This window comes from Galenea microaerophila, assembly GCF_054657255.1.
Window position 1 is genome coordinate 140,056 of sequence record NZ_BAAHWZ010000002.1, and the last position, 21,687, is coordinate 161,742.

18 protein-coding genes are annotated in these 21,687 nt (G+C 46.7%); 14 read left to right on the plus strand and 4 right to left on the minus strand.

Going from position 1 to position 21,687, the window contains the following annotated elements; genetic code table 11:
• Nucleotides 1-32: 32 nt before the first annotated feature.
• Entirely contained in the window at nt 33-1,127 is a 1,095-nt protein-coding gene (gene trmA, locus ACYQ05_RS06015) for a tRNA (uridine(54)-C5)-methyltransferase TrmA (protein ID WP_459819290.1), read from the minus strand.
• 264 nt (nt 1,128-1,391) lie between these two features.
• On the opposite strand from trmA, the gene metH reads away from it, so the two are divergent.
• The 13 genes from metH to ACYQ05_RS06080 all read left to right on the plus strand — a co-directional run bounded on the left by metH (nt 1,392) and on the right by ACYQ05_RS06080 (nt 18,884).
• On the plus strand, nt 1,392-5,141 hold the full coding sequence (metH, locus tag ACYQ05_RS06020) for a methionine synthase (RefSeq protein ID WP_459819292.1): 3,750 nt from the start codon (nt 1,392-1,394) through the stop codon (nt 5,139-5,141).
• A gap of 216 nt (nt 5,142-5,357) precedes the next feature.
• On the plus strand, nt 5,358-5,846 hold the full coding sequence (locus ACYQ05_RS06025; protein WP_459819294.1) for a YeeE/YedE family protein: 489 nt from the start codon (nt 5,358-5,360) through the stop codon (nt 5,844-5,846).
• An 11-nt stretch (nt 5,847-5,857) separates the two neighbouring features.
• Nucleotides 5,858-6,361 carry a YeeE/YedE thiosulfate transporter family protein gene (locus tag ACYQ05_RS06030; RefSeq protein WP_459819296.1) on the plus strand — a complete coding sequence of 168 codons (504 nt, stop codon included), beginning with the start codon at nt 5,858-5,860 and terminating at the stop codon, nt 6,359-6,361.
• A 168-nt stretch (nt 6,362-6,529) separates the two neighbouring features.
• Nucleotides 6,530-7,609 carry a GGDEF domain-containing protein gene (locus ACYQ05_RS06035; RefSeq protein WP_459819298.1) on the plus strand — a complete coding sequence of 360 codons (1,080 nt, stop codon included), beginning with the start codon at nt 6,530-6,532 and terminating at the stop codon, nt 7,607-7,609.
• A 29-nt stretch (nt 7,610-7,638) separates the two neighbouring features.
• The gene (locus ACYQ05_RS06040; RefSeq protein ID WP_459819300.1) at nt 7,639-8,709 is read left to right on the plus strand and encodes a cytochrome-c peroxidase; all 1,071 of its coding nucleotides are present in this window, start codon (nt 7,639-7,641) and stop codon (nt 8,707-8,709) included.
• Nucleotides 8,706-11,729, plus strand: a complete 3,024-nt coding sequence (locus ACYQ05_RS06045; protein ID WP_459819302.1) for an EAL domain-containing protein — start codon at nt 8,706-8,708, stop codon at nt 11,727-11,729. Before ACYQ05_RS06040 ends, ACYQ05_RS06045 begins: the two co-directional genes overlap by 4 nt.
• Before the next feature lie 5 nt (nt 11,730-11,734).
• Nucleotides 11,735-12,622 carry a fructosamine kinase family protein gene (locus ACYQ05_RS06050; protein WP_459819304.1) on the plus strand — a complete coding sequence of 296 codons (888 nt, stop codon included), beginning with the start codon at nt 11,735-11,737 and terminating at the stop codon, nt 12,620-12,622.
• A gap of 111 nt (nt 12,623-12,733) precedes the next feature.
• Nucleotides 12,734-13,384, plus strand: a complete 651-nt coding sequence (adk, locus tag ACYQ05_RS06055; RefSeq protein ID WP_459819306.1) for an adenylate kinase — start codon at nt 12,734-12,736, stop codon at nt 13,382-13,384.
• A 66-nt stretch (nt 13,385-13,450) separates the two neighbouring features.
• Nucleotides 13,451-13,675, plus strand: a complete 225-nt coding sequence (gene rpoZ / locus ACYQ05_RS06060) for a DNA-directed RNA polymerase subunit omega (protein ID WP_459819308.1) — start codon at nt 13,451-13,453, stop codon at nt 13,673-13,675.
• A gap of 13 nt (nt 13,676-13,688) precedes the next feature.
• Complete coding sequence (locus ACYQ05_RS06065) at nt 13,689-15,827, plus strand: RelA/SpoT family protein (protein WP_459819310.1); 2,139 nt, start codon at nt 13,689-13,691, stop codon at nt 15,825-15,827.
• 8 nt (nt 15,828-15,835) lie between these two features.
• A complete protein-coding gene (locus tag ACYQ05_RS06070) occupies nt 15,836-16,222 on the plus strand; it encodes a RidA family protein (RefSeq protein WP_459819312.1) in 387 nt (128 codons plus the stop codon).
• 12 nt (nt 16,223-16,234) lie between these two features.
• A complete protein-coding gene (recG, locus tag ACYQ05_RS06075) occupies nt 16,235-18,322 on the plus strand; it encodes an ATP-dependent DNA helicase RecG (protein ID WP_459819314.1) in 2,088 nt (695 codons plus the stop codon).
• Nucleotides 18,315-18,884: a chorismate--pyruvate lyase family protein gene (locus ACYQ05_RS06080; protein WP_459819315.1), complete on the plus strand. Its 570-nt coding sequence runs from the start codon at nt 18,315-18,317 to the stop codon at nt 18,882-18,884. The genes recG and ACYQ05_RS06080 overlap by 8 nt, the downstream gene beginning before the upstream one ends.
• Nucleotides 18,885-18,892: 8 nt before the next feature.
• Here the strand turns inward: ACYQ05_RS06080 and ACYQ05_RS06085 are convergent, their stop codons facing one another.
• Nucleotides 18,893-19,915, minus strand: a complete 1,023-nt coding sequence (locus ACYQ05_RS06085; RefSeq protein ID WP_459819317.1) for a glycosyltransferase family 4 protein — start codon at nt 19,913-19,915, stop codon at nt 18,893-18,895.
• 185 nt (nt 19,916-20,100) lie between these two features.
• Between ACYQ05_RS06085 and ACYQ05_RS06090 the strand changes: the two genes are divergently transcribed.
• On the plus strand, nt 20,101-20,937 hold the full coding sequence (locus ACYQ05_RS06090) for a UDP-2,3-diacylglucosamine diphosphatase (RefSeq protein WP_459819319.1): 837 nt from the start codon (nt 20,101-20,103) through the stop codon (nt 20,935-20,937).
• Nucleotides 20,938-20,939: 2 nt separating this feature from the next.
• Here the strand turns inward: ACYQ05_RS06090 and ACYQ05_RS06095 are convergent, their stop codons facing one another.
• The gene (locus tag ACYQ05_RS06095; RefSeq protein WP_459819321.1) at nt 20,940-21,062 is read right to left on the minus strand and encodes a hypothetical protein; all 123 of its coding nucleotides are present in this window, start codon (nt 21,060-21,062) and stop codon (nt 20,940-20,942) included.
• A gap of 354 nt (nt 21,063-21,416) precedes the next feature.
• Nucleotides 21,417-21,683: a ComEA family DNA-binding protein gene (locus ACYQ05_RS06100; protein WP_459819322.1), complete on the minus strand. Its 267-nt coding sequence runs from the start codon at nt 21,681-21,683 to the stop codon at nt 21,417-21,419.
• Nucleotides 21,684-21,687: the final 4 nt, after the last annotated feature.

The following is a 21,687-nucleotide window of genomic DNA, read 5'->3' on the forward strand; positions in this document are numbered from 1 at the left end:
CCTACCCCCCTTGCAGACCGATTGTACACGGCTCATGCGCTTTTCCGCTGTAAAAACACACCCGATTCTATGTGATGCGTATAGGGGAATTGATCAAATAGCGCCGTTTCCACCACTTTATGCGTTTGGGTCAAAACTTGCAAATCGCGCTGCAAAGTCTCTGGATTGCAAGAGATATAAACAATCTGCGCAAATTCTGCCGCCATCTGCCGAGTTAACGCATCCAACCCTGCACGCGGTGGATCGACCAAAATGGTCGAAAAATCATAATCGGCAAGCTGGATACCTTGCTGTTGCAAACGCTTAAAGGGTTTGCCCTGCAACGCTTGAGACACCTCTTCAGCCGCCATCTTTATAATGGTGACATTCTCCACTTGGTTGGCTTGCAAATTAAACTGCGCCGAATGCACCGAAGTTTTAGAAATCTCCGTTGCCAACACTCGCTGAAAGTTTTCCGCCAGGGCAATCGAAAAGTGACCATTCCCGCAATAGAGCTCAATCAAATCTCCCGCACTGTCGCGTGTCACCTTACGCGCCCAATGCAACATATTTTGCGCCATCACCGCATTCGGCTGGGTAAAGCTGTTCTCCACCTGTTGATAAATAAAGGTCTGACCATCTACTTGCAGCTGTTCAATCACATAATCATGGTCTAGCACCACTTTCTGCTTGCGCGCCCGACCGATAATATGAGTGATCGGCAAACGCTCTCGCAACCCATTCGCCGCCGCTTGCCATGCTTCATTTTCGGCAATCGGCTTTTTATAGATCAGCGTCACCAACATTTCACCACTTAAAGTCGTTAAAAAATCGATTTGAAACAGTTTTTCTCTCAAAACAGGCACGGCTTTAATCGCATTCAACAGCTGTGGCATCAGTTGACTGATTTTACGATCCGCCATCGGGCAATCTACAATCTTTACCCGCTGCTTACTCTCTGGATCAAACATAATATAATCCAGGGCGTCCCCTTCATGCCAAACACGAAATTCAGCACGCTGCCGATAATGTTCAGGCGAGGAAGGAAAACAGGAAAATTGGGGCAACTCGCCAAGTAAACGCTGCAACCGCTGCTGTTTCTGTTCAAGCTGTGCTTGATACTGCTCTGGAAAAACCTGACACAACACGAAAAAAGTCCTTTTTCAAAAAATCCCTGAGACCTTTGCATGAGTGGGATGCGAGCTAAAAATGAGCAAAAATTTTCCCTATCTAGGCGGTAAACGCAGGGAATAGCCAACTCTATTGCCAAGTTTTCCAACAACGATAGGGGAAATTTTAGCCATTTTTAGCCGTAGAACCATCTCGTGCAAAGGTCTCTATTATAACCCCTCATGTCTTATTACCAAGAATCGAGTAAAATAGCGCTTTAAAACTTAATGATGCCGGAAACTATGACACAAACAACCCCTTCATCCTCCCTTGCCTATCAAACCCCTGAACGCCAACAGCGTCTGCAACAACTGAAAGCCCTCTTTGCCGAACGTGTGGTGGTGCTAGATGGCGCCATGGGGACAATGATTCAAAACCTCAAACTCAGCGAAGAAGATTTTCGCGGCGAGCGCTTTGCTAATTGGCCGGTGGATATTAAGGGAAATAATGATCTATTGGTCATCACCCAACCCGATCTAATTAAAAACATTCATCTTAGCTTCTTGCGCCAAGGCGTCGATGTCATTGAGACCAACTCTTTCAATGCCACCACCATTGCGCAAGCCGATTACGAAATGGAGGACTTGGTCTCCGAAATCAATTTTGAAGCGGCGCGCGTGGCTCGACAAGCTGCCGACCAAGCGGCTCAAGAAGATGGCAAACCGCGTTTTGTCACTGGCGTGCTGGGACCCACCAACCGCACCTGCTCCATGTCTCCAGATGTCAATGATCCAGGGTTTCGTAATATCACCTTTGATGATCTGGTGACGGCTTATCAACAAGCGACACGTGCCCTATTGGAGGGCGGTGCAGACACCATTCTCATTGAAACCATTTTTGATACCCTCAATGCCAAAGCCGCTATTTATGCAGTACAGTCTGTAGAAAAAGAACTGGGCATTGAAGTGCCCATCCAAATATCTGGCACCATTACAGATGCTTCCGGACGCACCCTTTCCGGCCAAACCACCGAAGCGTTTTATAACGCCATTCGCCATGCACAACCGCTCACCGTCGGTTTGAACTGCGCTTTAGGCCCTGAAGAGTTACGTCCCTATGTGCAAACGCTCAGTCAAATTTGTGAAACCTATATCTCCGTGCACCCCAATGCTGGCTTGCCCAATGAGTTTGGCGAGTACGACGAAACGCCCGAACAGATGGCCTCCGAAGTGCAACTGTGGGCGGAAAACGGTTGGGTGAATATGATTGGCGGCTGTTGCGGCACCACCCCCGAGCACGTGAAAGCAATGGCGGATGTCTGTTTGGCTCACCCCCCTAGACCTCTGCCCGACATCCCTCCTGCCTGTCGCTTATCAGGACTGGAACCACTCAATATTGATGACCAGAGCCTATTTGTCAATGTGGGTGAACGCAACAATGTGACCGGCTCGGCTAAATTTAAGCGCTTAATTATTGAAGACAACTTTGACGAAGCGATTGAGATTGCCGTCAAGCAGGTGCAAGATGGCGCGCAATTGATCGATGTCAATATGGATGAAGGCATGCTCGACAGCAAAGCGTGCATGGTCAAATTCCTCAACCTCTTGGCAGCAGAACCGGAAGCCGCACGCGCGCCCATTATGATTGATTCCTCCAAATGGGAGGTGATTGAAGCCGGATTGAAATGCATTCAGGGCAAAGGCATTGTCAACTCCATCTCCCTCAAAGAGGGGGAAGCGCCCTTTATCGAGTACGCAAAAAAGGTCAAAGCCTATGGCGCAGCGGCGGTGGTGATGGCGTTTGATGAAGTTGGGCAGGCGGACACCTACGAACGCAAAATTGAGATCTGCGAACGCTCCTACCGGATTTTGGTAGATCAAGTCGGTTTTGATCCCAATGACATTATCTTTGACCCCAATATTTTTGCTGTAGCGACTGGGATTGAAGAACACAACAACTATGCAATGGACTTTATCAACGCCACACGCTGGATTAAACAAAACCTGCCAGGCGCCAAAGTCTCCGGTGGCGTCTCCAATGTCTCCTTCTCTTTCCGCGGCAATAATGTCGTACGAGAAGCGATTCATTCAGTTTTTCTTTATCATGCCATTCAAGCCGGCATGGACATGGGGATTGTCAATGCCGGACAGATGGCCATTTATGACGACCTCCCCGAAGAACTGCGCAAGGCGGTTGAGGATGTGATTCTCAATACCGATCCGGAAGCGGGTGAACGTCTCTTAGAAATTGCAGAAAAATATCGAGGCGATGGCTCAGCCGCGGGCAAAGAAGCGGATACCGAATGGCGAGATCAACCGGTTGAAAAACGCATTGAACACGCACTGGTTAAAGGGATTGCTGATTTTATCGAGGAAGACACTGAAGAGGCCTATCAAAAATTGGGCAGTCCCGTTGCGGTGATTGAAGGGCCGCTGATGGAAGGCATGAATGTGGTCGGTGATCTGTTTGGTTCCGGCAAAATGTTTCTGCCGCAAGTGGTCAAATCCGCCCGCGTAATGAAACGCGCCGTTGCCTATTTAGAACCCTATCTGCTGGCTGAGAAGGTGGAAGGGCAGGAGCAAGGCAAAATTGTACTCGCCACCGTGAAAGGCGATGTGCATGATATTGGCAAAAACATTGTAGGCATTGTCCTGCAATGCAACAATTTTGAAGTTATTGATCTCGGTGTCATGGTGCCAGCCGAAACCATTATCGATACCGCGATTAAAGAGAAGGCCAATGTGATCGGGCTCTCTGGACTGATCACCCCCTCTTTAGATGAAATGGTCAATGTCGCCAAAGAGATGCAGCGCCGAGGAATGACCTTGCCGTTATTGATTGGCGGCGCAACCACTTCTAAAGCGCATACAGCAGTCAAAATTGAACCGCAATATGAGCATCCTGTCGTCTATGTCAAAGACGCTTCGCGCGCCGTAGGCGTTGCTCAAAGCCTCATCTCCAATGACTTAAAAGCGAACTTTGCTGCGCAAGTCAAAGCGGAATATGCGCAATTGCGGGAAGAGCGTAAGGCGCGTGCCTCACAAGTGAAACGGATCCCCATTAATAAAGCGCGAGAAAACCCAGCCCTCCCTTTAGAAGCGTGGCAAGACTATCAACCGGTCAAACCTCAATTTTTAGGCGAACGGGTGTTGGAAGATTTTCCGCTGGAAGCGCTCTATCAACACTTCGACTGGTCCCCCTTCTTTCAAGCATGGGAGCTACACGGACTCTATCCACGCATTTTAGATGACAAAGTCGTTGGCGACGAGGCACGTAAACTGTTTGCCGACGCCCAAAAAATGGCCGAACAGATTATCAATGAAAAATGGCTCACCGCCAAAGCGGTCTATGGCTTCTATCCCGCCAACCGAGTGGTGGATGATATTGAGCTTTATACGGATGAAAGCCGCACCGAAGTCTTTCATGTGCTCCACCATCTACGACAGCAATCAGAGAAAAAACGCGGTGGTGCCAATAACTGCTTGTCAGACTTTATCGCGCCAAAAGAGACAGGCATTGCCGACTATGTTGGCCTCTTTGCCTGTACCGCGGGCATTGGTATTGAAGAACACATTGCACGCTTTGAAGCGCAACACGACGACTACAATGCGATTATGCTAAAAGCTTTGGCCGATCGCTTTGCTGAAGCTTTTGCTGAAGTCTTACATAAAAAAGTGCGCACGGAAGATTGGGGCTATGCACCGGATGAACAGTTAGACAATGAGGACCTCATCAAAGAACGCTATCAAGGCATCCGCCCTGCCGCCGGCTATCCCGCCTGCCCAGACCATACGGAAAAGGGCATTATATGGGAAATCCTCAAACCCGATACGCGCATTGGATTAGCGCTCACCTCCAGCTATGCGATGACCCCCACTGCAGCCGTTTCCGGCACCTATTTCTCCCATCCTAAATCTCGCTATTTTGGCGTGGGCTCAATTGGTCGTGACCAAGTCGAAGATTATGCACGACGTAAAGGTTGGAGCATCGCTGAAGCTGAGAAATGGCTTGCACCTAACTTAGGCTATGATCCAGAAGATTTTGCCACTTAAAAAGTGTAAAAGAGACCTTTGCACGAGATGGTTCTACGGCTAAAAAAGGCTTAAATGTTTACTGATGGGGCGCACAATGGGCGCGCCTTAATCACCATTAAAAAAACGAATGACACATAAATAAAGCTTATCGATATAGAAAAAGTTTCTTTTTGACTTCAATTCAGTGCGTACCGAAAATAGTGACTATCGAATTTATCTAACAGGTAACGTCTCATGACCATTGAAGTCTGGTCTCCTTATCTTGCTGGCTTTGCCATTGGCCTATTTGTCATTTTGCACTTCTGGTTAATTGGTAAACCGGCCGGTTGCTCAACAGGTTATGGCAATTTTTGCGGCCTGATTAGCAGACGCATTCAATACTTCCATACGGGAGAATACCAGAATTTATTTAATCCCCGTCTTTGGTTCTTGCTCGGCATCCCGATTGGCGGCTTTTTAAGCGCCATGACCTCACCTGGTGAATGGCACTGGACTTTTGACTATGGCATGTATAAAACCATTTTCCCTCAAACCCTCGCAGGTCTGGCACTTTGGCTTATCTTTGGGGGATTTTTACTCGGTTTTGGGGCGCGCTTAGCTGGTGCTTGTACCACTGGACACGCCTTGGTCGGTGGTGCAATGCTCAACCCTCCCAGTCTGCTTGCAGGCGCTGTCTTCTTTATGAGCGCCTTTATCACCACACAACTCCTCTTTAACACTTAGACAAGGCTCTTATGAAAACCCATTCAACTCAATATGGTGCGCTCAAATCGCTTTGGCTCACCCTTTATAACTTTATCCATGCCCACCGCAATAACCTCTTCGGCTGGCTATTCGGTATTCTGTTTGGCTTTTTGATGAGTAAAGCGGGGGCGACCACCTATGACTTTCATGCCAAAATGTTTCTATTACAGGACTTTCAACTGATGATTGTGATTATAACCGCCGTGATCACCGCCATGATTGGCGTCACCCTCTTGAAAGTGTTTAAGGTCAATGCGGTCGCCACGGGAGAAGCGGTCGATTTTGTGAAAAAGCCTTATCAGAAAGGACTGATTACCGGTGCTTTTTTATTTGGCATTGGCTGGGCCATGACCGCTTCCTGCCCCGGGACCATTCCGGCAATGATGGGGGAAGGAAAATTAGGCGCCTTTTTTGCCTTTGTCGGTTTAGTGCTCGGCACCCTCGCCTATGGCATTCTTAAATCCTATATGATGCAAAATCGTTTTCAAGATTAACCCCCTTTCAATTCTAAAATTCCCAGTCCTGCTGGTGGGCTTAACTCAATAGCCCCCCTAATTAAGACATTCAGCCAAAAAACTTCATAAGTAAACTTAATGGCCATCTAGATATGTTAAAATCCAAATACAACTTAATTTGAATTTAAAACAACCAAGTTAACCATTATGAGTCAAAATACTGAAGACAGGGCCTCAGCAATAGAAAAACAACCGATCACCTCGCCTGTAAGCCGTTATCACTTAGCCAATTATGAAACCTTGAAAATTGCGCAACAAACATTGGCTGAGATTCAAGAGCTCGACCTCAATGCAAACCCCATTCATTACACTCTATTTTTTGAAAAAATTGCCCAAATAGATCCAAACTTCTCCAAAGAGATTGAAAACGCCATCGAACAGCACCTCTATAATGATGAGATCGCCTTTAAGCTCTTTACTGAGCTGTGGTTGAAATTAATAAAAAAACTACTGCCCACGCAAACAATCGAAGGGCAGCTTAATACCATTCTGCAAGATATCGATCTTTGGTTCGAACATGTCGAACAACACCAACAAAAAATTGATCGATCTTTAGAAAAAACGCGTCAGCACCCCCTAGATCCTCACCTGGCTAAACAACTAGCAATAATCGAGCAGGGCGTTTCAGCCATAAAAGCGGAGACACGCCAACTCCAGCAGAATATTGAAAATTCTCGCGATAAAATTCAATCATTAAAAAACGAGCTAATCAATGCCAATACCCTAGCCAGCACCGATGAACTGACCAATATCCCCAATCTTCGAGGCTACCGCCGAATGATTGAAAATGCGATTGAGTATGCCAATCAACAAGGACAAACTTTTGCTTTATTACTCATAGATATTGATCATTTTAAACAGATTAATGACACCTATGGCCACCGAGTGGGGGATGGCGTTTTACGCTATCTGGCCAAAGTGCTTTATCGAGAGACAAAAGGACGCGATTATATTGCACGCATTGGAGGGGAAGAGTTTATCGTCATATTACCTAACACCGGCTATAGTGCAGCGCTTAAGGTGGCCAATACCATTCGCAAAAAAATTGAACAGAGTGCCTTAAAAGTCATAAGTCAAAATCAACGACTTCGCCTGACTGTCTCAATTGGCATCGCCATCTATCGAATGGGGGAAACGGAAGAAACGCTATTTGAAAGAGTAGATAAAGCCCTATATTTGGCCAAAAAAGACGGACGGAACCGAGTCAAGGGAGAAACGGACTTGTAATTCACGCACTAAAAGAGGATCATGTATATATGAAACTCAATCACTTCAAATTTTTGGTTAATCTCATCAGCCTAGTCCTCATTTTGAGTCTAAGCGGCTGTCAATTAACACAAAAAAATGAAGAGATAGCGATTGAGCAACTTCCGCACTATATCAGTGATGAAGCATTACTTATACAAGCCTACCAAAAAGCCGGGGTTGACCGCCAATCACAAACCATTATTCCCATTCCTGACGCTTTACCTGTTGATCCTCAACAGAGCCAACTCGGCAAAAAATTATTTTTTGATCCTAGACTCTCTACGACCAATCGCATTGCCTGCGTGAGCTGTCACATTTTCGCTTATGGTGGTACTGACAATAAACCGGTTTCTATTGGGGAGAATGGGCAAAAAAACATGTTCAATTCGCTGCCGGTGTTTAATGCAGTATTTAATATCGCGCAGTTTTGGGATGGTCGGGCCGAAGATTTAGCACAACAAGCTGAAGGTTCTCTCCTTAACCCTGTTGAAATGGGCAATCCAAATTGGCCCTCTCTCATTAACAAACTCAAACAATTGCCGGATTATCAAAGTGCATTTCAACAGGTCTTTCCGCAACAAGGGATGACCAAAGCCACCATTACCTATGCCATCGCCCAATATGAGCGCACACTGCTGACGCCGAATAGTCCTTTTGATCGTTATTTAAAAGGGAATGAAAAGGCCATTTCTAAGCAAGCGAAGCAAGGCTATCACCTGTTTCAATCTTATGGCTGTATCGCTTGTCACAATGGCATTAATATTGGCGGCAATCTATTCCAAAAGGCTGGCGTCTTTAAACCGCTTGGCAAAGCTGATGGTGCTTTAAACAGATGGGATGGACGATACGCTGTCACCCATAATCCAATGGATAAAGGATTTTTAAAGGTTCCCAGCCTACGTAATGTGGTGCTCACCGCGCCCTACTTTCATGATGGTTCCGTTCCAACTTTAAAGAAAGCCATCCAGTTAATGGCTGAACGCCAGTTGGGGATTCAGATCACTGATCAAGCAGTTAGCCAAATTGAAGCCTTTCTAAATACTTTAACGGGTCAGTATCAGGGAAGGCCACTCAAATGATAACGAAACGCACACGTTTATTAAAATGGCTTCTTTTACTTTTAAGCGCTTTTTTAATGGCCGTCATTCTCTATTTTGATCGGCAAACACAACAGCTAGAAAAACAAATTCAAGTGCATCAAACCTTTTTTAATCTATTCGAAGAAAATGCACACCTTAAACAGGCAGAGCTCCGCCTCTTTAAGCAACAAGACTTTAATTATGACACCATTCGCCTTCACCAAGCACAGCTACACACAGAGGTCGCGCAATTAAAGCGTGAATTATCGGGTTTTCCTGCCTTAAACGGAAAGATTCAAACCTTTGAAAAGGCTCTGCAGACCCAAGACTCTCTCTTACATCATTTAATTGCTGCCTCAGCAACCTATACCAACTCTTTTCAAGCACTACCGCAAATCATAGCCGAATGTCGTCAGCAAACCGGCGTCTCTGCATCTGAGCTGGATAACCTCCTTTCACAGTTAGCCGTAGGTGCGGCGCTTAAACCCCTTTATCAACAAGCCGCAAAAAGTCCCATTGCCCAGCATTGCCCCTTACTCGTTCAACATCTCAAAATCCTCAATCAATCTTCTACGACCTTTCAACAGTCAGAAACGTTATTATCACAGCTCCATCTCAACCAGCAAATTCAGCAACTGTATAAAGACTACGCTCAACAAATTTTAACCCTGTTGAAGCGTAATCAATGGATCACCTACTTTTTCTTTACCCTCGGTGCACTGCTGCTCTATCTCATTTGGCTTTTCCTCATTCGTATTCGAAAAACGAACTTGGAACTATCTCACTCTTTAAACGCCTTAGAGAAGCGCACCCGTCTCTATCACGCACTCAGTGAGACCAATCAAGCCATTACTCAAATCACAGACCCCCATGCTCTATTTCAGAAAGTGACGGATAATTTACATCACTTTGTTAAAACCGATTCCTGCTGGATTGGTGAAATGGATGCCAAGGGTGCTCTTAAACCTGTGGCGATTTCAGGCATCGGAAGAACAACCATTTTACAGCAAAAAATACAACTCACTGGCAACTATAAACAAAGCCATATTCTTGCAGACTTGGTTTACCAGAAAGATGAACGCGTTTTAATACAAGATTATATCCATCAGAAGCGAAATTCTCCCTACTATCAAGTTATCCGCCAATGGGGCATTCGTTCAATGGCGATCTATCCGATCCATCTAGAAGGTAAACAGTTTGCCATGCTGTTTCTTTTCAGTACCGAACTTGCATTTTTTGATCCAGAAACGGATAAACTCATCCAAGAGCTGGTTGAAGATATTGAATTAGCGCTGCATAAAATGCTGTTGGAACAGAAACAAGAGGCATTACAACGAGAGCTCAAAATAGCCGCCATCACTTTTGAATCCCAAGAAGCGATTATGATTACCGATGGTCAGCAAAAAATTATGCGCATCAATCATGCTGCGGAAAAACTTTTTGGCTTTAAACAGGCAGAGCTGATTGGAAAAACCCCTCGGATACTCCTTGCTAAACGGGATAACTGTGCACAACGCTTTGATAAAGCGATGCAGCAACTGAAGCAGTCGGATGTTTGGGAAGGCGATGTTTGGACTTGCCGCAAAGACAAACATCCCCTGTTTTGTAAAATCACTATAAGCGCCGTCTTAAATGAGCAAGGAGACATCACTCATTATATTGGGCATATTATTGACCGCAGCTTTGAAATGGAAGCCCAAAATCAGATCGAACATTTAAAACTCTATGATCCGCTGACCCACCTACCTAATCGAGATCATCTCAAAACCCTACTCGGGAAATTTAAACAAACCTCCCTTTTGGGTGCACTTTTTTTAATCAATATTGCTGGCTTTAAACGCTTCAATGAAGCTTTAGGCACTGAAGCAGGGGATGAAATTCTTAAACAAATTGCACTTCGCTTAAGTGCCTTAGAGAAAAGAACTATGGCACCACTCTCTTTGGTGAGCCGCATCAGTTCCGATGAATTTGCTCTCTTTGTGGCATTTGCCAGCGAAGCCGAAAGAGAGCAGGCGATTTTTAAACTCCAAGAAAGCATTAAACAACTCTTTAAGCGCCCCCTATTCATTCATCAAGAAAAACTTACGCTCAATTACAATATGGGCATCACTCTATTATCTGCTAATTCGCATGAGTCGGCGACGCAATGGCTGCGCCAAGCCGATATTGCGCTGCACCAAGCCAAGAAAAATACAAAAGAGAATGTGGTCTTTTATGAATCACGCATGCAAGATGAAGTGGCCAAACGCCATCAAACTGAGCGACAACTCGCTGACGCTTTACACAATGAAGAGTTTGTCATGTACTATCAGCCTCAAATCGATCTAACGACAGGTCGAGTAGTTGGCGCTGAAAGTTTGATTCGCTGGCAAAAGTCTGATGGCGAGCTGGTTCCTCCATTCAAATTTATCTCCATTTTAGAGTCCAGCGATCTAATGATCCCCGTGGGTCGTTGGATCATCCGTCATGTGATTCAGTCCTTCAGTCAAGCACTCAAACAATTAGATCATCCTCTCCGAGTGGCCATTAACCTTTCAGGGATTCAATTTAACGATGAGCAGCTAAACGACTACATCTTAGACACCTTAGAGACCTATCACTACTCACCAGAATATCTCGAACTTGAGGTGACCGAAAGTGTCTTAATGGAAAACCTCTATAGTGTTCAAAACACCTTAAAAACTTTACAAAATCACGGTTGCAAAGTGGCCATTGATGATTTTGGTACCGGCTACTCCTCTTTTAACTATCTCAAGCAGTTCTCTGTCAATAAACTCAAAATCGATAAAAGCTTTATTGACCACATTCAGCAACCGAAAGATGCCGCTCTGGTTCGTGCCATGGCAGAAATGGCGCACGCTTTAGGCTCCATTGCCATTGCAGAAGGGGTCGAAACCGAAGCACAGATTGAACATCTGAAAATGCTCAATTGTGATGAAGTGCAAGGCTACTATTACAGCAAGCCTTTGCCATTGGAAGAGTTTATCTATTTTGTAAAACAACGCAACCAGCTACATTAACCGTGATGATGATGGACTGGCCACCCCTTCTCTCAGAGATTCAAGCAACGACTGGTATAGCCGTCAGCCATACCACTGCCTTGAAATCTGTTCACGGTGGCGATATTCATCAAGCCTACCATCTGCACATGCCAGAGGGTGACTATTTTCTAAAACTGAATAAAGCGAGCGCTTTGCCTCTATTTAAGGCAGAAGCTGACAGTTTAAGCGCCATCGAACAGAGCCAAACCCTTGTCTGTCCCAAGCCCTTAGGATTTGGCTGTTCGACTGCCACAGAACACGCCTGGCTTCTGATGACCTACCTCCCCTTATCCACTCATGGGGAGGACTTTCAACGCGGCCAAGCCATTGCCATGCTGCACCACACTTTAAATCCTGAGCAACGCTTTGGCTGGCACCAAGACAACTTTATCGGCCACACCCCACAATACAACGATTGGCATGAAGATTGGATCCGTTTCTATGGCGAACAGCGGCTTAAGCCGCAACTGGAACTGGCCAAACAAAAAGGCGCTCCAAACCAACTATTAACCCTTGGTGAACAGCTGCTGGCTTGCTTACCCAAATTTTTTACACATTACTCACCTAGCCCGTCTCTTCTCCACGGCGACCTCTGGAGCGGCAACAGTGCCTTCCTCATCGATGGCGAACCGGTTATCTTTGACCCAGCTTGCTACTATGGTGACCGTGAAACCGACCTCGCCATGACAGAACTTTTTGGCGGTTTCTCTCCCGCTTTCTATGAAGGGTATCATCAAGTTTTTCCGATCGATGACGGCTATCCACAACGACGGCCTCTCTATCAACTCTACCACCTGCTCAACCACTACAACCTCTTCGGCGGCCACTACGCTCAACAATGCCTACGCATGATGCAAACATTAATCGCATAACCGTTACTGCCTGCATACAGTGCAAATTGATCGAAGCGATTCTCTGTTTTTAAATCCCCCTTACCGATCTTTGCTAAAATACCCTCATCACGACTTTAAAGGAGACAATGGATGCGTATCATTCTTTTAGGCCCCCCCGGTGCAGGCAAAGGCACTCAAGCCCAATTTTTGACAAAAACTTTCAGTATTCCACAAATCTCAACCGGCGATATGCTGCGAGTAGCCATTAAAGAGGGCACTGATTTAGGAAAAAAAGCCAAAGCCTATATGGATGCGGGTCAATTGGTGCCAGATGATGTCATTATTGATCTCGTCAAAGCGCGCATTGCGCAACCCGATTGCCAAAATGGCTTTTTATTAGATGGTTTTCCGCGCACCCTTGCGCAAGCGGATGCCTTGAAAGCCGCCGGCGTCGATATTGATGCAGTGATTGAAATTGATGTGCCCGATGAAGAGATTGTGAAGCGCATGAGCGGACGTCGCGTGCATCCCGCTTCTGGCCGCACCTATCATGTGATCTATAATCCCCCTAAAGAGGAGGGCAAAGACGATATCACCGGTGAGCCACTGATTCAGCGCGAAGATGATCAACCTGAAGTTGTGCTCGATCGATTGAAAGTCTACCATGAACAAACCCAACCCTTAATCGACTATTACCGCAAAGAGGCTGAGCAAAATCCACACCTTAAATACATTCATGTGGACGGCACCCAATCGATTGAAGCGGTGCAGCAACAGATTTTGCAACAGCTTAAACAGTAATTCCCAGAAAGTGGGTGAAATATTGTAAAATAACTCTTTCCCCTAATTTTTTATGAGGTATTTTCTATGGCGAGAGTCACTGTCGAAGATTGTTTAGATCAAGTTGAGAACCGTTTTGAGCTGGTTTTATTGGCAGCCAAACGCGCCCGTCAAATTGCAAATGGCGCAGAACCCACTGTTGATCCAGATAAAGATAAACCAACCGTTATTGCCTTGCGTGAATTGGCTGCCGGCACCATTGATAAAGAGACCGTGATGGCGGACCCTGACACACCGCCCTATTTCGGTTAAGCCTTAGCGTTTCATGCCCACGCCCACTTCTATTGATGGTCTATTACAAAAGAGCCGCCAATACCTCCAACCTGAACAGGTCGCACAGGTAGAGGCGGCTTTTGCCTTTGCTAAACAGGCGCACCAAGGGCAAAAACGCAAAGCGGGCGGCGATTATGTTTGGCATCCAGTTGCAGTGGCCGAAATCCTAGCAGATATTCAACTGGATACCGAAAGCTTAGTCGCTGCCCTCCTGCATGATGTGGTAGAAGACACCCCCTACACAAAAGAGGACATTGCCCAACGCTTTGGCGACAGTGTGGCGGAAATTGTCGATGGCGTCACCAAACTTGGGAAGCTGCAATTTAACAACCCTCAAGAAGCACAAGCTGAAAACTTCCGCAAAATGATTCTGGCGATGAGTCGGGATATTCGTGTCATTCTCATTAAGCTGGCCGACCGCCTACACAATATGCGCACCTTAGGGGTGATGCGTCCAGACAAACAGCGTCGTATTGCCAAAGAGACCTTAGACATCTATGCCCCCATCGCCGCCCGTCTTGGGATCAATGCCATTCGGATTGAATTGGAAGACTTAGGCTTTAAAGCGATGCACCCCTATCGCTTTGCCGTGTTGCAAAATGCAGTGAAAAAAGCGCGCGGTAACCGTAAAGCCATTGTAGAGCAGATAACCGAAACCCTACAAAACCGTCTTAAAGCGGATGGCATGCCTGCCCAAGTCATTGGTCGTGAAAAACATCTCTACAGCCTTTACAAAAAGATGAAAAATAAAGGGCTGCACTTTAATGACATTCTCGATATCTTTGCCTTTCGTATTATCGTCAATAGCGTCGATGAGTGCTACCGTACCCTAGGCTCCGTCCACTCGCTCTACAAACCTCTACCTGGCCGGATCAAAGACTATATTGCCATCCCTAAACCCAATGGCTATCAATCTCTGCATACCGTCGTATTTGGCCCTTTTGGGGTGCATGTCGAAGTTCAAATTCGGACCCATACCATGCATGAAGTTTCCGAACATGGCATTGCCGCCCATTGGCATTATAAAGAAGGCAAAAATGAACCGCCTTCTCCTGTCGAGATCAAAGCGCAAGAGTGGGTCAAAAACCTGCTGGAGATTCAGCAAAGCGCAGGGAATTCACTCGACTTTTTAGAGAATGTCAAAATTGATCTTTTCCCAGATGTGATCTATGTCTTTACCCCTAAAGGAGACATTATCACCCTACCCAAAGGCGCGACAGTGATCGATTTTGCCTATGCGGTGCACTCCAATTTAGGGCATGCGACCATCGGTTGCCGCATTGATAAAAAACTGGTGCCCCTAAGAACCGTTTTGGAAAGTGGGCAAACCGTTGAAATCATTAAAGGAAAAGAGCCCCAGCCCAACCCCAATTGGTTGAACTTTGTCACCACAGCCAAGGCGCGCTCGCAAATTCGCCATTTCCTCAAACATCAAGAAAAAGGGTCGGCAGAAGCCCTAGGTGTCCGCTTACTCAGCAAAGCATTGCGGCAATACAATATGTCCTACGAAAGTTTGGATGAGGTTCTGCAAGAGAGCATTTTAGAAATTCTGAACCTTGAGTCCTGGTCTGGTCTGATGCAAGAGATCGGCATGGGCAAGCGCATCCCCTCTTTGGTTGCCAAACAGATTCATGATCTGGTGCTGGGGAGTGATCAACAGTCATTAGCCGCTTACCCACCAGAGAGCACGCCCTTAGCCATTACCGGCACCGAAGGCGTTGCGGTGAAATTCGCCCAATGCTGCCGCCCCATCCCTGGCGATGAGATTATGGGCTTTATCAGCTCTGAAAAAGGCTTGGTCATTCATCGCGCCTGCTGCACCAATGTGAAGAACTATCAAAAACAGCCGGATAAATGGCTGGATGTCCAATGGGAAGCGCAGATTCAGCAAACCTTTGCCACCGAGATTGAGGTGGAGGTGCAAAACAAACGCGGCGCACTCGCTATGGTCACCAATCGCATTGCAGACGCGCAAACCGATATTGAAAGCGTGCGCTCTGAAGACAAGGATGAAACCTACAGCGTAATGCATTTTGTGGTCAAGGTACAAGATCGCAAACACTTAGCCGATGTCATGCGCCGCTTAAAACAGTTACCCATTGTGGAAAAAATCAGTCGACAAAGTTGTTAGGAGTCATTATGAAAGAAATTATCAGCACAGACAAAGCCCCTCAAGCCATTGGCACCTATTCTCAAGCCGTTAAAGTCGGCAATACCGTTTATCTTTCTGGTCAGATCGCCTTAATTCCAGAGAGCATGACGCTACGGGAAGGCGATATCAGCGAACGCATTCATCAAGTGTTTCAAAACCTAAATGCCGTCTGTGAAGCAGCTGGCGGTCGTTTGCAAGATATTGTAAAACTGAATATTTATCTCACTGACCTGAGTCACTTTGCCACTGTCAATGAAATTATGGCGCAATATTTTGAACAACCCTATCCTGCACGCGCGGCTGTAGGCGTCAAAGAACTTCCCAAGGGAACCGATGTGGAGATGGACGGGGTGATGGTGCTCAGCAGCTACTAAACGACCCCTGTCATGCTGGCACAGCAAGCCATTACCCAGCTGAAAGGCGTTGGGCAGAAACAGGCTGAAAAGCTGCAAAAATTGGGCATTTTGACCCTGCAGGATCTGCTATTTCACCTGCCCAGTCGTTATCAAGATCGCACTCGGCTTTGGCCCGTTTCTCCCCAGTTACTGGGTCAAGAGGTGCAGATAGAGGGGGAAATCCTCGGCCAGCATATGACCCAATCCCGCAATGCCAGCCTATTAGTCAAACTGGTCGATAGCCATAGGGAAGGACAGACACACCCCATCACTCTGCGCTTTTTCCACTTCTATCGTCAACAAGCCCAACAATTCCGCAGAGGACTCAAAGTCCGCGCATTTGGCGAAATGCGTCAAGGGCCCAACGGCTTAGAAATGGTGCATCCGCACTATCAAATTTTTGCGGCCGATCAATCGCCCCCTCTGGAAACCACACTCACCCCCACCTATCCCACCACTGAGGGCATTGGCCAAGCGACGCTGCGAAAACTGATTAAACAGGCGTTCACACTGCATCAGCAATATCCTTTAACAGAAGCCCTACCAGATGAGATTTTATCCGCCCTGCATCTGCCGCCCATTAATCAAGCACTGGTGACACTGCATCAACCGCAACCGGCAGATGATCTTTTGGCCATGCAAAACTTTACCCATCCAGCGCAACAGCGGCTCATCTTTGAAGAGCTGCTGACCCATCAGCTGGCAATGCAAGCCCTGCGTCAAAACAGCCGTCAAAAAACCGCCCCTATTTTTCCACAAAGCCACCTCTGTAACCAACTGCTTGCCAGCCTACCCTTTGAGCTCACGGCGGCTCAACAACGCGTCTGGCGTGAAATCCAACAAGACCTGCATCAAGGCACGCCCATGCAGCGGCTGGTCCAGGGCGATGTCGGCTCCGGAAAAACCATAGTTGCAGCGCTCGCCGCCATCCAAGCGGCTGAAGCCGGCCATCAAGTGGCCATTATGGCACCGACTGAAATTCTAGCAGAACAGCACCGCAACCATTTTGCCGAGTGGTTAGACTGTGTCGGCATCGAAATGGCTTGGCTCAATGGGCGCATGAAAACGGCCGAACGCAAACAAATGCTGGAAAAAATTCAATCGGGTGAGGCCAAAGTCGTTGTCGGCACCCACGCTCTCTTCCAAGAGACGGTACAGTTTCATCAATTGGGCTTAGTGATTATTGATGAGCAGCACCGATTTGGCGTCCACCAAAGATTGGCCCTACAAAATAAAGGCAAACAAAATGCGACGCAAGGTGTTCATCAGCTGGTCATGACCGCCACCCCCATCCCACGAACATTGGCGATGACCGCCTATGGCGATTTAGACATCTCCATTATTGACACCCTGCCGCCTGGCCGACAGCCGATAGAAACGGCGGTGCTCAATCAAAGCCGGCGCGAAGAGGTGATGGCACATTTGGTGCAACAGTGCCGTCAAGGCGTGCAAGCCTACTGGGTCTGCCCGCTGATTGAAGAATCTGAAGTGGTGCGGGCGCAGGCGGCAGAAGTCACGGCACAACAGTTTCAAACGCAATGGCCAGAGTTACGCGTCGGACTGGTCCATGGACGGATGAAAGCGGTAGAGAAAGCACAAGTGATGCAAGCCTTCCATGCCCATCAATTAGACCTACTGGTCGCCACCACGGTGATTGAAGTCGGCGTCAATGTGCCGAACGCCTCGCTGATGGTGATTGAGAATGCCGAACGTCTTGGATTGGCCCAACTCCATCAGCTGCGCGGCCGTGTTGGACGCGGCCAGAAGCAGAGCCACTGCGTGCTGCTCTATCAGGCGCCTTTATCAGAAGTGGGTAAAAAAAGACTGCAAATTATGCGTGAAACCACCGATGGCTTTAAAATTGCCCAAGAAGATTTAAAACTAAGGGGGCCCGGCGAGATTCTCGGTACGCGTCAAACCGGCGGCCTACAATTTCGCATTGCCGATCTGCAAAGAGACCAAAAATGGATTGCCAGCGCTCAACAATGGGCGCAAAAACTGATTCAAACCCACCCAGAAAGCGTCGCCGAGCTCCAAAAACGCTGGATTGGTCAACGTTCAGAATACAAAAATGCTTGAAAAATTCGAAAAAAAGCCAAAATCCCCAGTCCTGCCAGGCAAAAATGTCCGGTTACACTGGAAACCCGCCTCACTGCACGGCCGTTTTCCCATTTCCATCCGCCCTTGGCTCAGCGACCGCAGCTCACTGACTGCTAAACTCAAACAGCAATGTGCCTCCTTTCACGTACAGAGACTGTTTGAAGGCTGGGATACGCCGCTTCCCAGTGAACAACAAAAGCTCAAGCTAACAGACGGACAACAAGTGTGGACACGCTGTGTACTCTTACTTTGTAACCAGCAACCCATCGTCTATGCCCGCACCCTGATTCCTCATTTTTCCGCCGGTAATCCCTGGCTCAATCTGCAGCACCTTGGCAATCGCCCGCTAGGCGAATGGCTTTTTCAGCTGCCCAACCTCAAACGCAGCCCTTTTGAATTCGCTCAAACCCAACTCCGATGGCCATATCTGCCCACACCCATCGAAAGCCAATCCACCTACGCCCGCCGCTGTCTATTTCAACAAAATCAAGCCCCGCTTCTGTTAACAGAAGTCTTTTTAAAACCAGAGCTTGATCACTGACGATAAAATCATTTCCAATCAATATAACTAAGATGACTGAGAAATTGTTCGGTCGCTTGATCCCAGGTTAACCCGCCGATGGAGTCTGCAATCTGGCTACGATCCAGAGTTAAACAGCGCTCAATGGCGATTTTAAGATCCTTATCCATCCAGCCATTCACCCCTTGCGTAATAATGTCTTTGGGACCTGATACCGGGAAGGCGGCCACCGGTAAACCACAGGCAATGGCTTCAATATTCACCACCCCATAAGTATCCGTCAGCGAAGGGAAAACAAAAACATCTGCGCTCGCATAGTAGGTTGCCAACGCTTCTCCAAATTTAGCACCGACAAAAACCGCATCCGGATAGCGCGTTTGCAAGGCTTCCAGTGAAGGGCCTCGGCCGACAACTACCTTAGTCCCAGGTAAATCTAAATCCAAAAAAGCTTCCAGATTTTTTTCCGGTGCAATGCGTCCAACCGATAGATAGATCGGTTTAGGAAAATCCATTTCTACCCGTCGGCTGGGGTTAAAGGTGTCGGTATCGACGCCACGGGTCACCACAGTTAAGGCATTAAAGCCCTGTTCTTTCAGCTCTTTCAGCGTCGATTCTGAAGGCACATACGTCATCTCCCCTTTGTTGTGGAAGCGTCTTAATAAGGCATAAATCCAACGCTCGGGCACCGGAAAACGCTTACGAATATACTCAGGATATTTGGTGTGATAGCCTGTGGTAAAGGGCAATTTGTGCTTCAAACAGATGCGACGCGCACGCCACCCCAATCCCCCTTCAGTCGCGATATGAATGGCATCAGGTGCAAAATCCAGTATGCGTCTTTCAAGGTCCTTGGCCGACCAGACAATTGGGATTTCAGGATAGGTCGGCATGGGGAAGCATTTGTAATCATTGGGCTGAAAGACCTCAACGATCACCCCTTTATGCTCCAACTCTCTGACCATCTGCGTCAGCGTGGTCACGACACCGTTGACTTGTGGTGTCCAAGCATCTGTGATTAAAGCCAATTTTCGAATAGCAGTTTCCGCACACATCTTATGATTTTTTCTCAAGTTCACATTAAATGAGTAAGGTAAACAAAAAAATGCGTCTAGAAATGAATCATTTATGAAATTAATGGCAACAATTTTGTGCTTGTCATTTAACCGACATTTAACTGTGATAAAAGTGCAACTTTTAAGGGTTAGACTAAACCAAAAGCCTTGAGGAAGTACGGAAAATGCAAGACCTGCAAAAACTGAATCAAATGCCCGACTGGATGGCCTCTATTGCAAAAGACGATTTGATTGTCGCAGAAAACACACATCAACATCAGCATTATAAAACCATATTCATCTCAGATGTCCATCTGGGTTCCAAAGGGGCAAAAGCTGAGTTTTTAGCCGACTTCCTCAAATATAACCACTGCGAGACACTCTACCTAGTTGGTGACATCATCGACGGTTGGCGTCTGAAGAAACGCATCTACTGGCCTCAAGAACACACCAATGTCATCCGACGTATTTTGACCAAAGCCAAGCGTGGCACCAAAGTGATTTTCGTTACCGGCAACCATGATGAGTTTTTACGTCGCTATTCCGGTATCGATTTCGGTAATATTTTTTTGACTGACCAAACAGAACATCTCTGCCTCAATGGGGATCGTTTACTGGTCGTACACGGTGACAAATATGACAGTGTCGTACAAACCCGTAAATGGTTGGCAGTACTTGGCGATTGGGGGTATGAAACCTTGGTTCGTTTCAATACCCACTTTAACAAGATCCGGCAGTTGTTTGGGATGCGCTATTGGTCGTTATCTGCCTATGTCAAGCAGAGAGTGAAATCTGCCGTCTCCTTCATTACAGCTTATGAAGAAGCGGTCGTGAAAGATTGTCAATTGAACGGCTACCAAGGAGTGGTTTGCGGTCATATTCACCATCCCGAAATTCGTGATATCGAAGGGATTGATTACTACAACTGTGGTGATTGGGTGGAAAGCTGCACGGCGATTGTCGAAACTACTGAAGGGAAGATGAAGCTGTTACGCTGGGTGGAGATTGATCACACCTCTTAACCTTAGCGTGCTTTCAAAGCACAGCTCACCGTGGGCTGACTCAAACCGGTGACTTTTGCTATGGCGGACGAACTCAGGTTCTCATACTTGAGTGCTTGCTGGATGGTTTCTAAATGACTTGACATCTTCAACACCGAACAAAGATTGAATAGTTTACCAGGTAAAACAGAACTGTCAAAATTCCTTATTTATAAATTAGTTAGAATTTTTCTGCCTGTTTTTATGAATAATTAAATGGAGCAAAAAGTATCAAAGTGACCAGCGTCAAAGCCAACCACCGTTCTGGAAGGATAGAGAGGGCTTCAAACAAACCGATTTGCACTGGCAATTTCAGCCATATTTTGTACTTGGAGAGAATCTAGATTATTAAGTCAAAATTTAAAAGTTTTGTATATCAGTTTTTCAAAACGCTCAGGAGGACTTATCTTGCTTCAAAGCAATCACTTTTTAAATTGCCATTGACATCCAGCACCAACAGACTATTTTGTTTCAGAATCCTTCAACAAAATGTCCTGCGCATTTTTAGCAATCGTTTTACTACCAATCCCTTTAACCTGACTTAAATCATCAGCGCTTTTAAAAGGACCATGCGCTTTTCGGTAAGCCACAATCGCCTCTGCTTTCTTTGGCCCAATACCCGACAAACTAGACGCTAGTTGCTCAGCAAAAGCACTGTTAATATTTACCGGCGAGGCAAATACCCAAGAAGGAAAGCACACACCTAAAATCAAGACAAATATTTTCATAATT

Bases quoted from the DNA above. Each gene is read 5' to 3' on its own strand.
- metH (WP_459819292.1), top strand. From the start codon at position 1,392: ATGACACAAACAACCCCTTCATCCTCCCTTGCCTATCAAACCCCTGAA.
- ACYQ05_RS06025 (WP_459819294.1), top strand. From the start codon at position 5,358: ATGACCATTGAAGTCTGGTCTCCTTATCTTGCTGGCTTTGCCATTGGC.
- ACYQ05_RS06030 (WP_459819296.1), top strand. From the start codon at position 5,858: ATGAAAACCCATTCAACTCAATATGGTGCGCTCAAATCGCTTTGGCTC.
- ACYQ05_RS06035 (WP_459819298.1), top strand. From the start codon at position 6,530: ATGAGTCAAAATACTGAAGACAGGGCCTCAGCAATAGAAAAACAACCG.
- ACYQ05_RS06040 (WP_459819300.1), top strand. From the start codon at position 7,639: ATGAAACTCAATCACTTCAAATTTTTGGTTAATCTCATCAGCCTAGTC.
- ACYQ05_RS06045 (WP_459819302.1), top strand. From the start codon at position 8,706: ATGATAACGAAACGCACACGTTTATTAAAATGGCTTCTTTTACTTTTA.
- ACYQ05_RS06050 (WP_459819304.1), top strand. From the start codon at position 11,735: ATGATGATGGACTGGCCACCCCTTCTCTCAGAGATTCAAGCAACGACT.
- adk (WP_459819306.1), top strand. From the start codon at position 12,734: ATGCGTATCATTCTTTTAGGCCCCCCCGGTGCAGGCAAAGGCACTCAA.
- rpoZ (WP_459819308.1), top strand. From the start codon at position 13,451: ATGGCGAGAGTCACTGTCGAAGATTGTTTAGATCAAGTTGAGAACCGT.
- ACYQ05_RS06065 (WP_459819310.1), top strand. From the start codon at position 13,689: ATGCCCACGCCCACTTCTATTGATGGTCTATTACAAAAGAGCCGCCAA.
- ACYQ05_RS06070 (WP_459819312.1), top strand. From the start codon at position 15,836: ATGAAAGAAATTATCAGCACAGACAAAGCCCCTCAAGCCATTGGCACC.
- recG (WP_459819314.1), top strand. From the start codon at position 16,235: ATGCTGGCACAGCAAGCCATTACCCAGCTGAAAGGCGTTGGGCAGAAA.
- ACYQ05_RS06080 (WP_459819315.1), top strand. From the start codon at position 18,315: ATGCTTGAAAAATTCGAAAAAAAGCCAAAATCCCCAGTCCTGCCAGGC.
- ACYQ05_RS06085 (WP_459819317.1), bottom strand. From the start codon at position 19,915: ATGTGTGCGGAAACTGCTATTCGAAAATTGGCTTTAATCACAGATGCT.
- ACYQ05_RS06090 (WP_459819319.1), top strand. From the start codon at position 20,101: ATGCAAGACCTGCAAAAACTGAATCAAATGCCCGACTGGATGGCCTCT.
- ACYQ05_RS06095 (WP_459819321.1), bottom strand. From the start codon at position 21,062: ATGTCAAGTCATTTAGAAACCATCCAGCAAGCACTCAAGTATGAGAAC.
- ACYQ05_RS06100 (WP_459819322.1), bottom strand. From the start codon at position 21,683: ATGAAAATATTTGTCTTGATTTTAGGTGTGTGCTTTCCTTCTTGGGTA.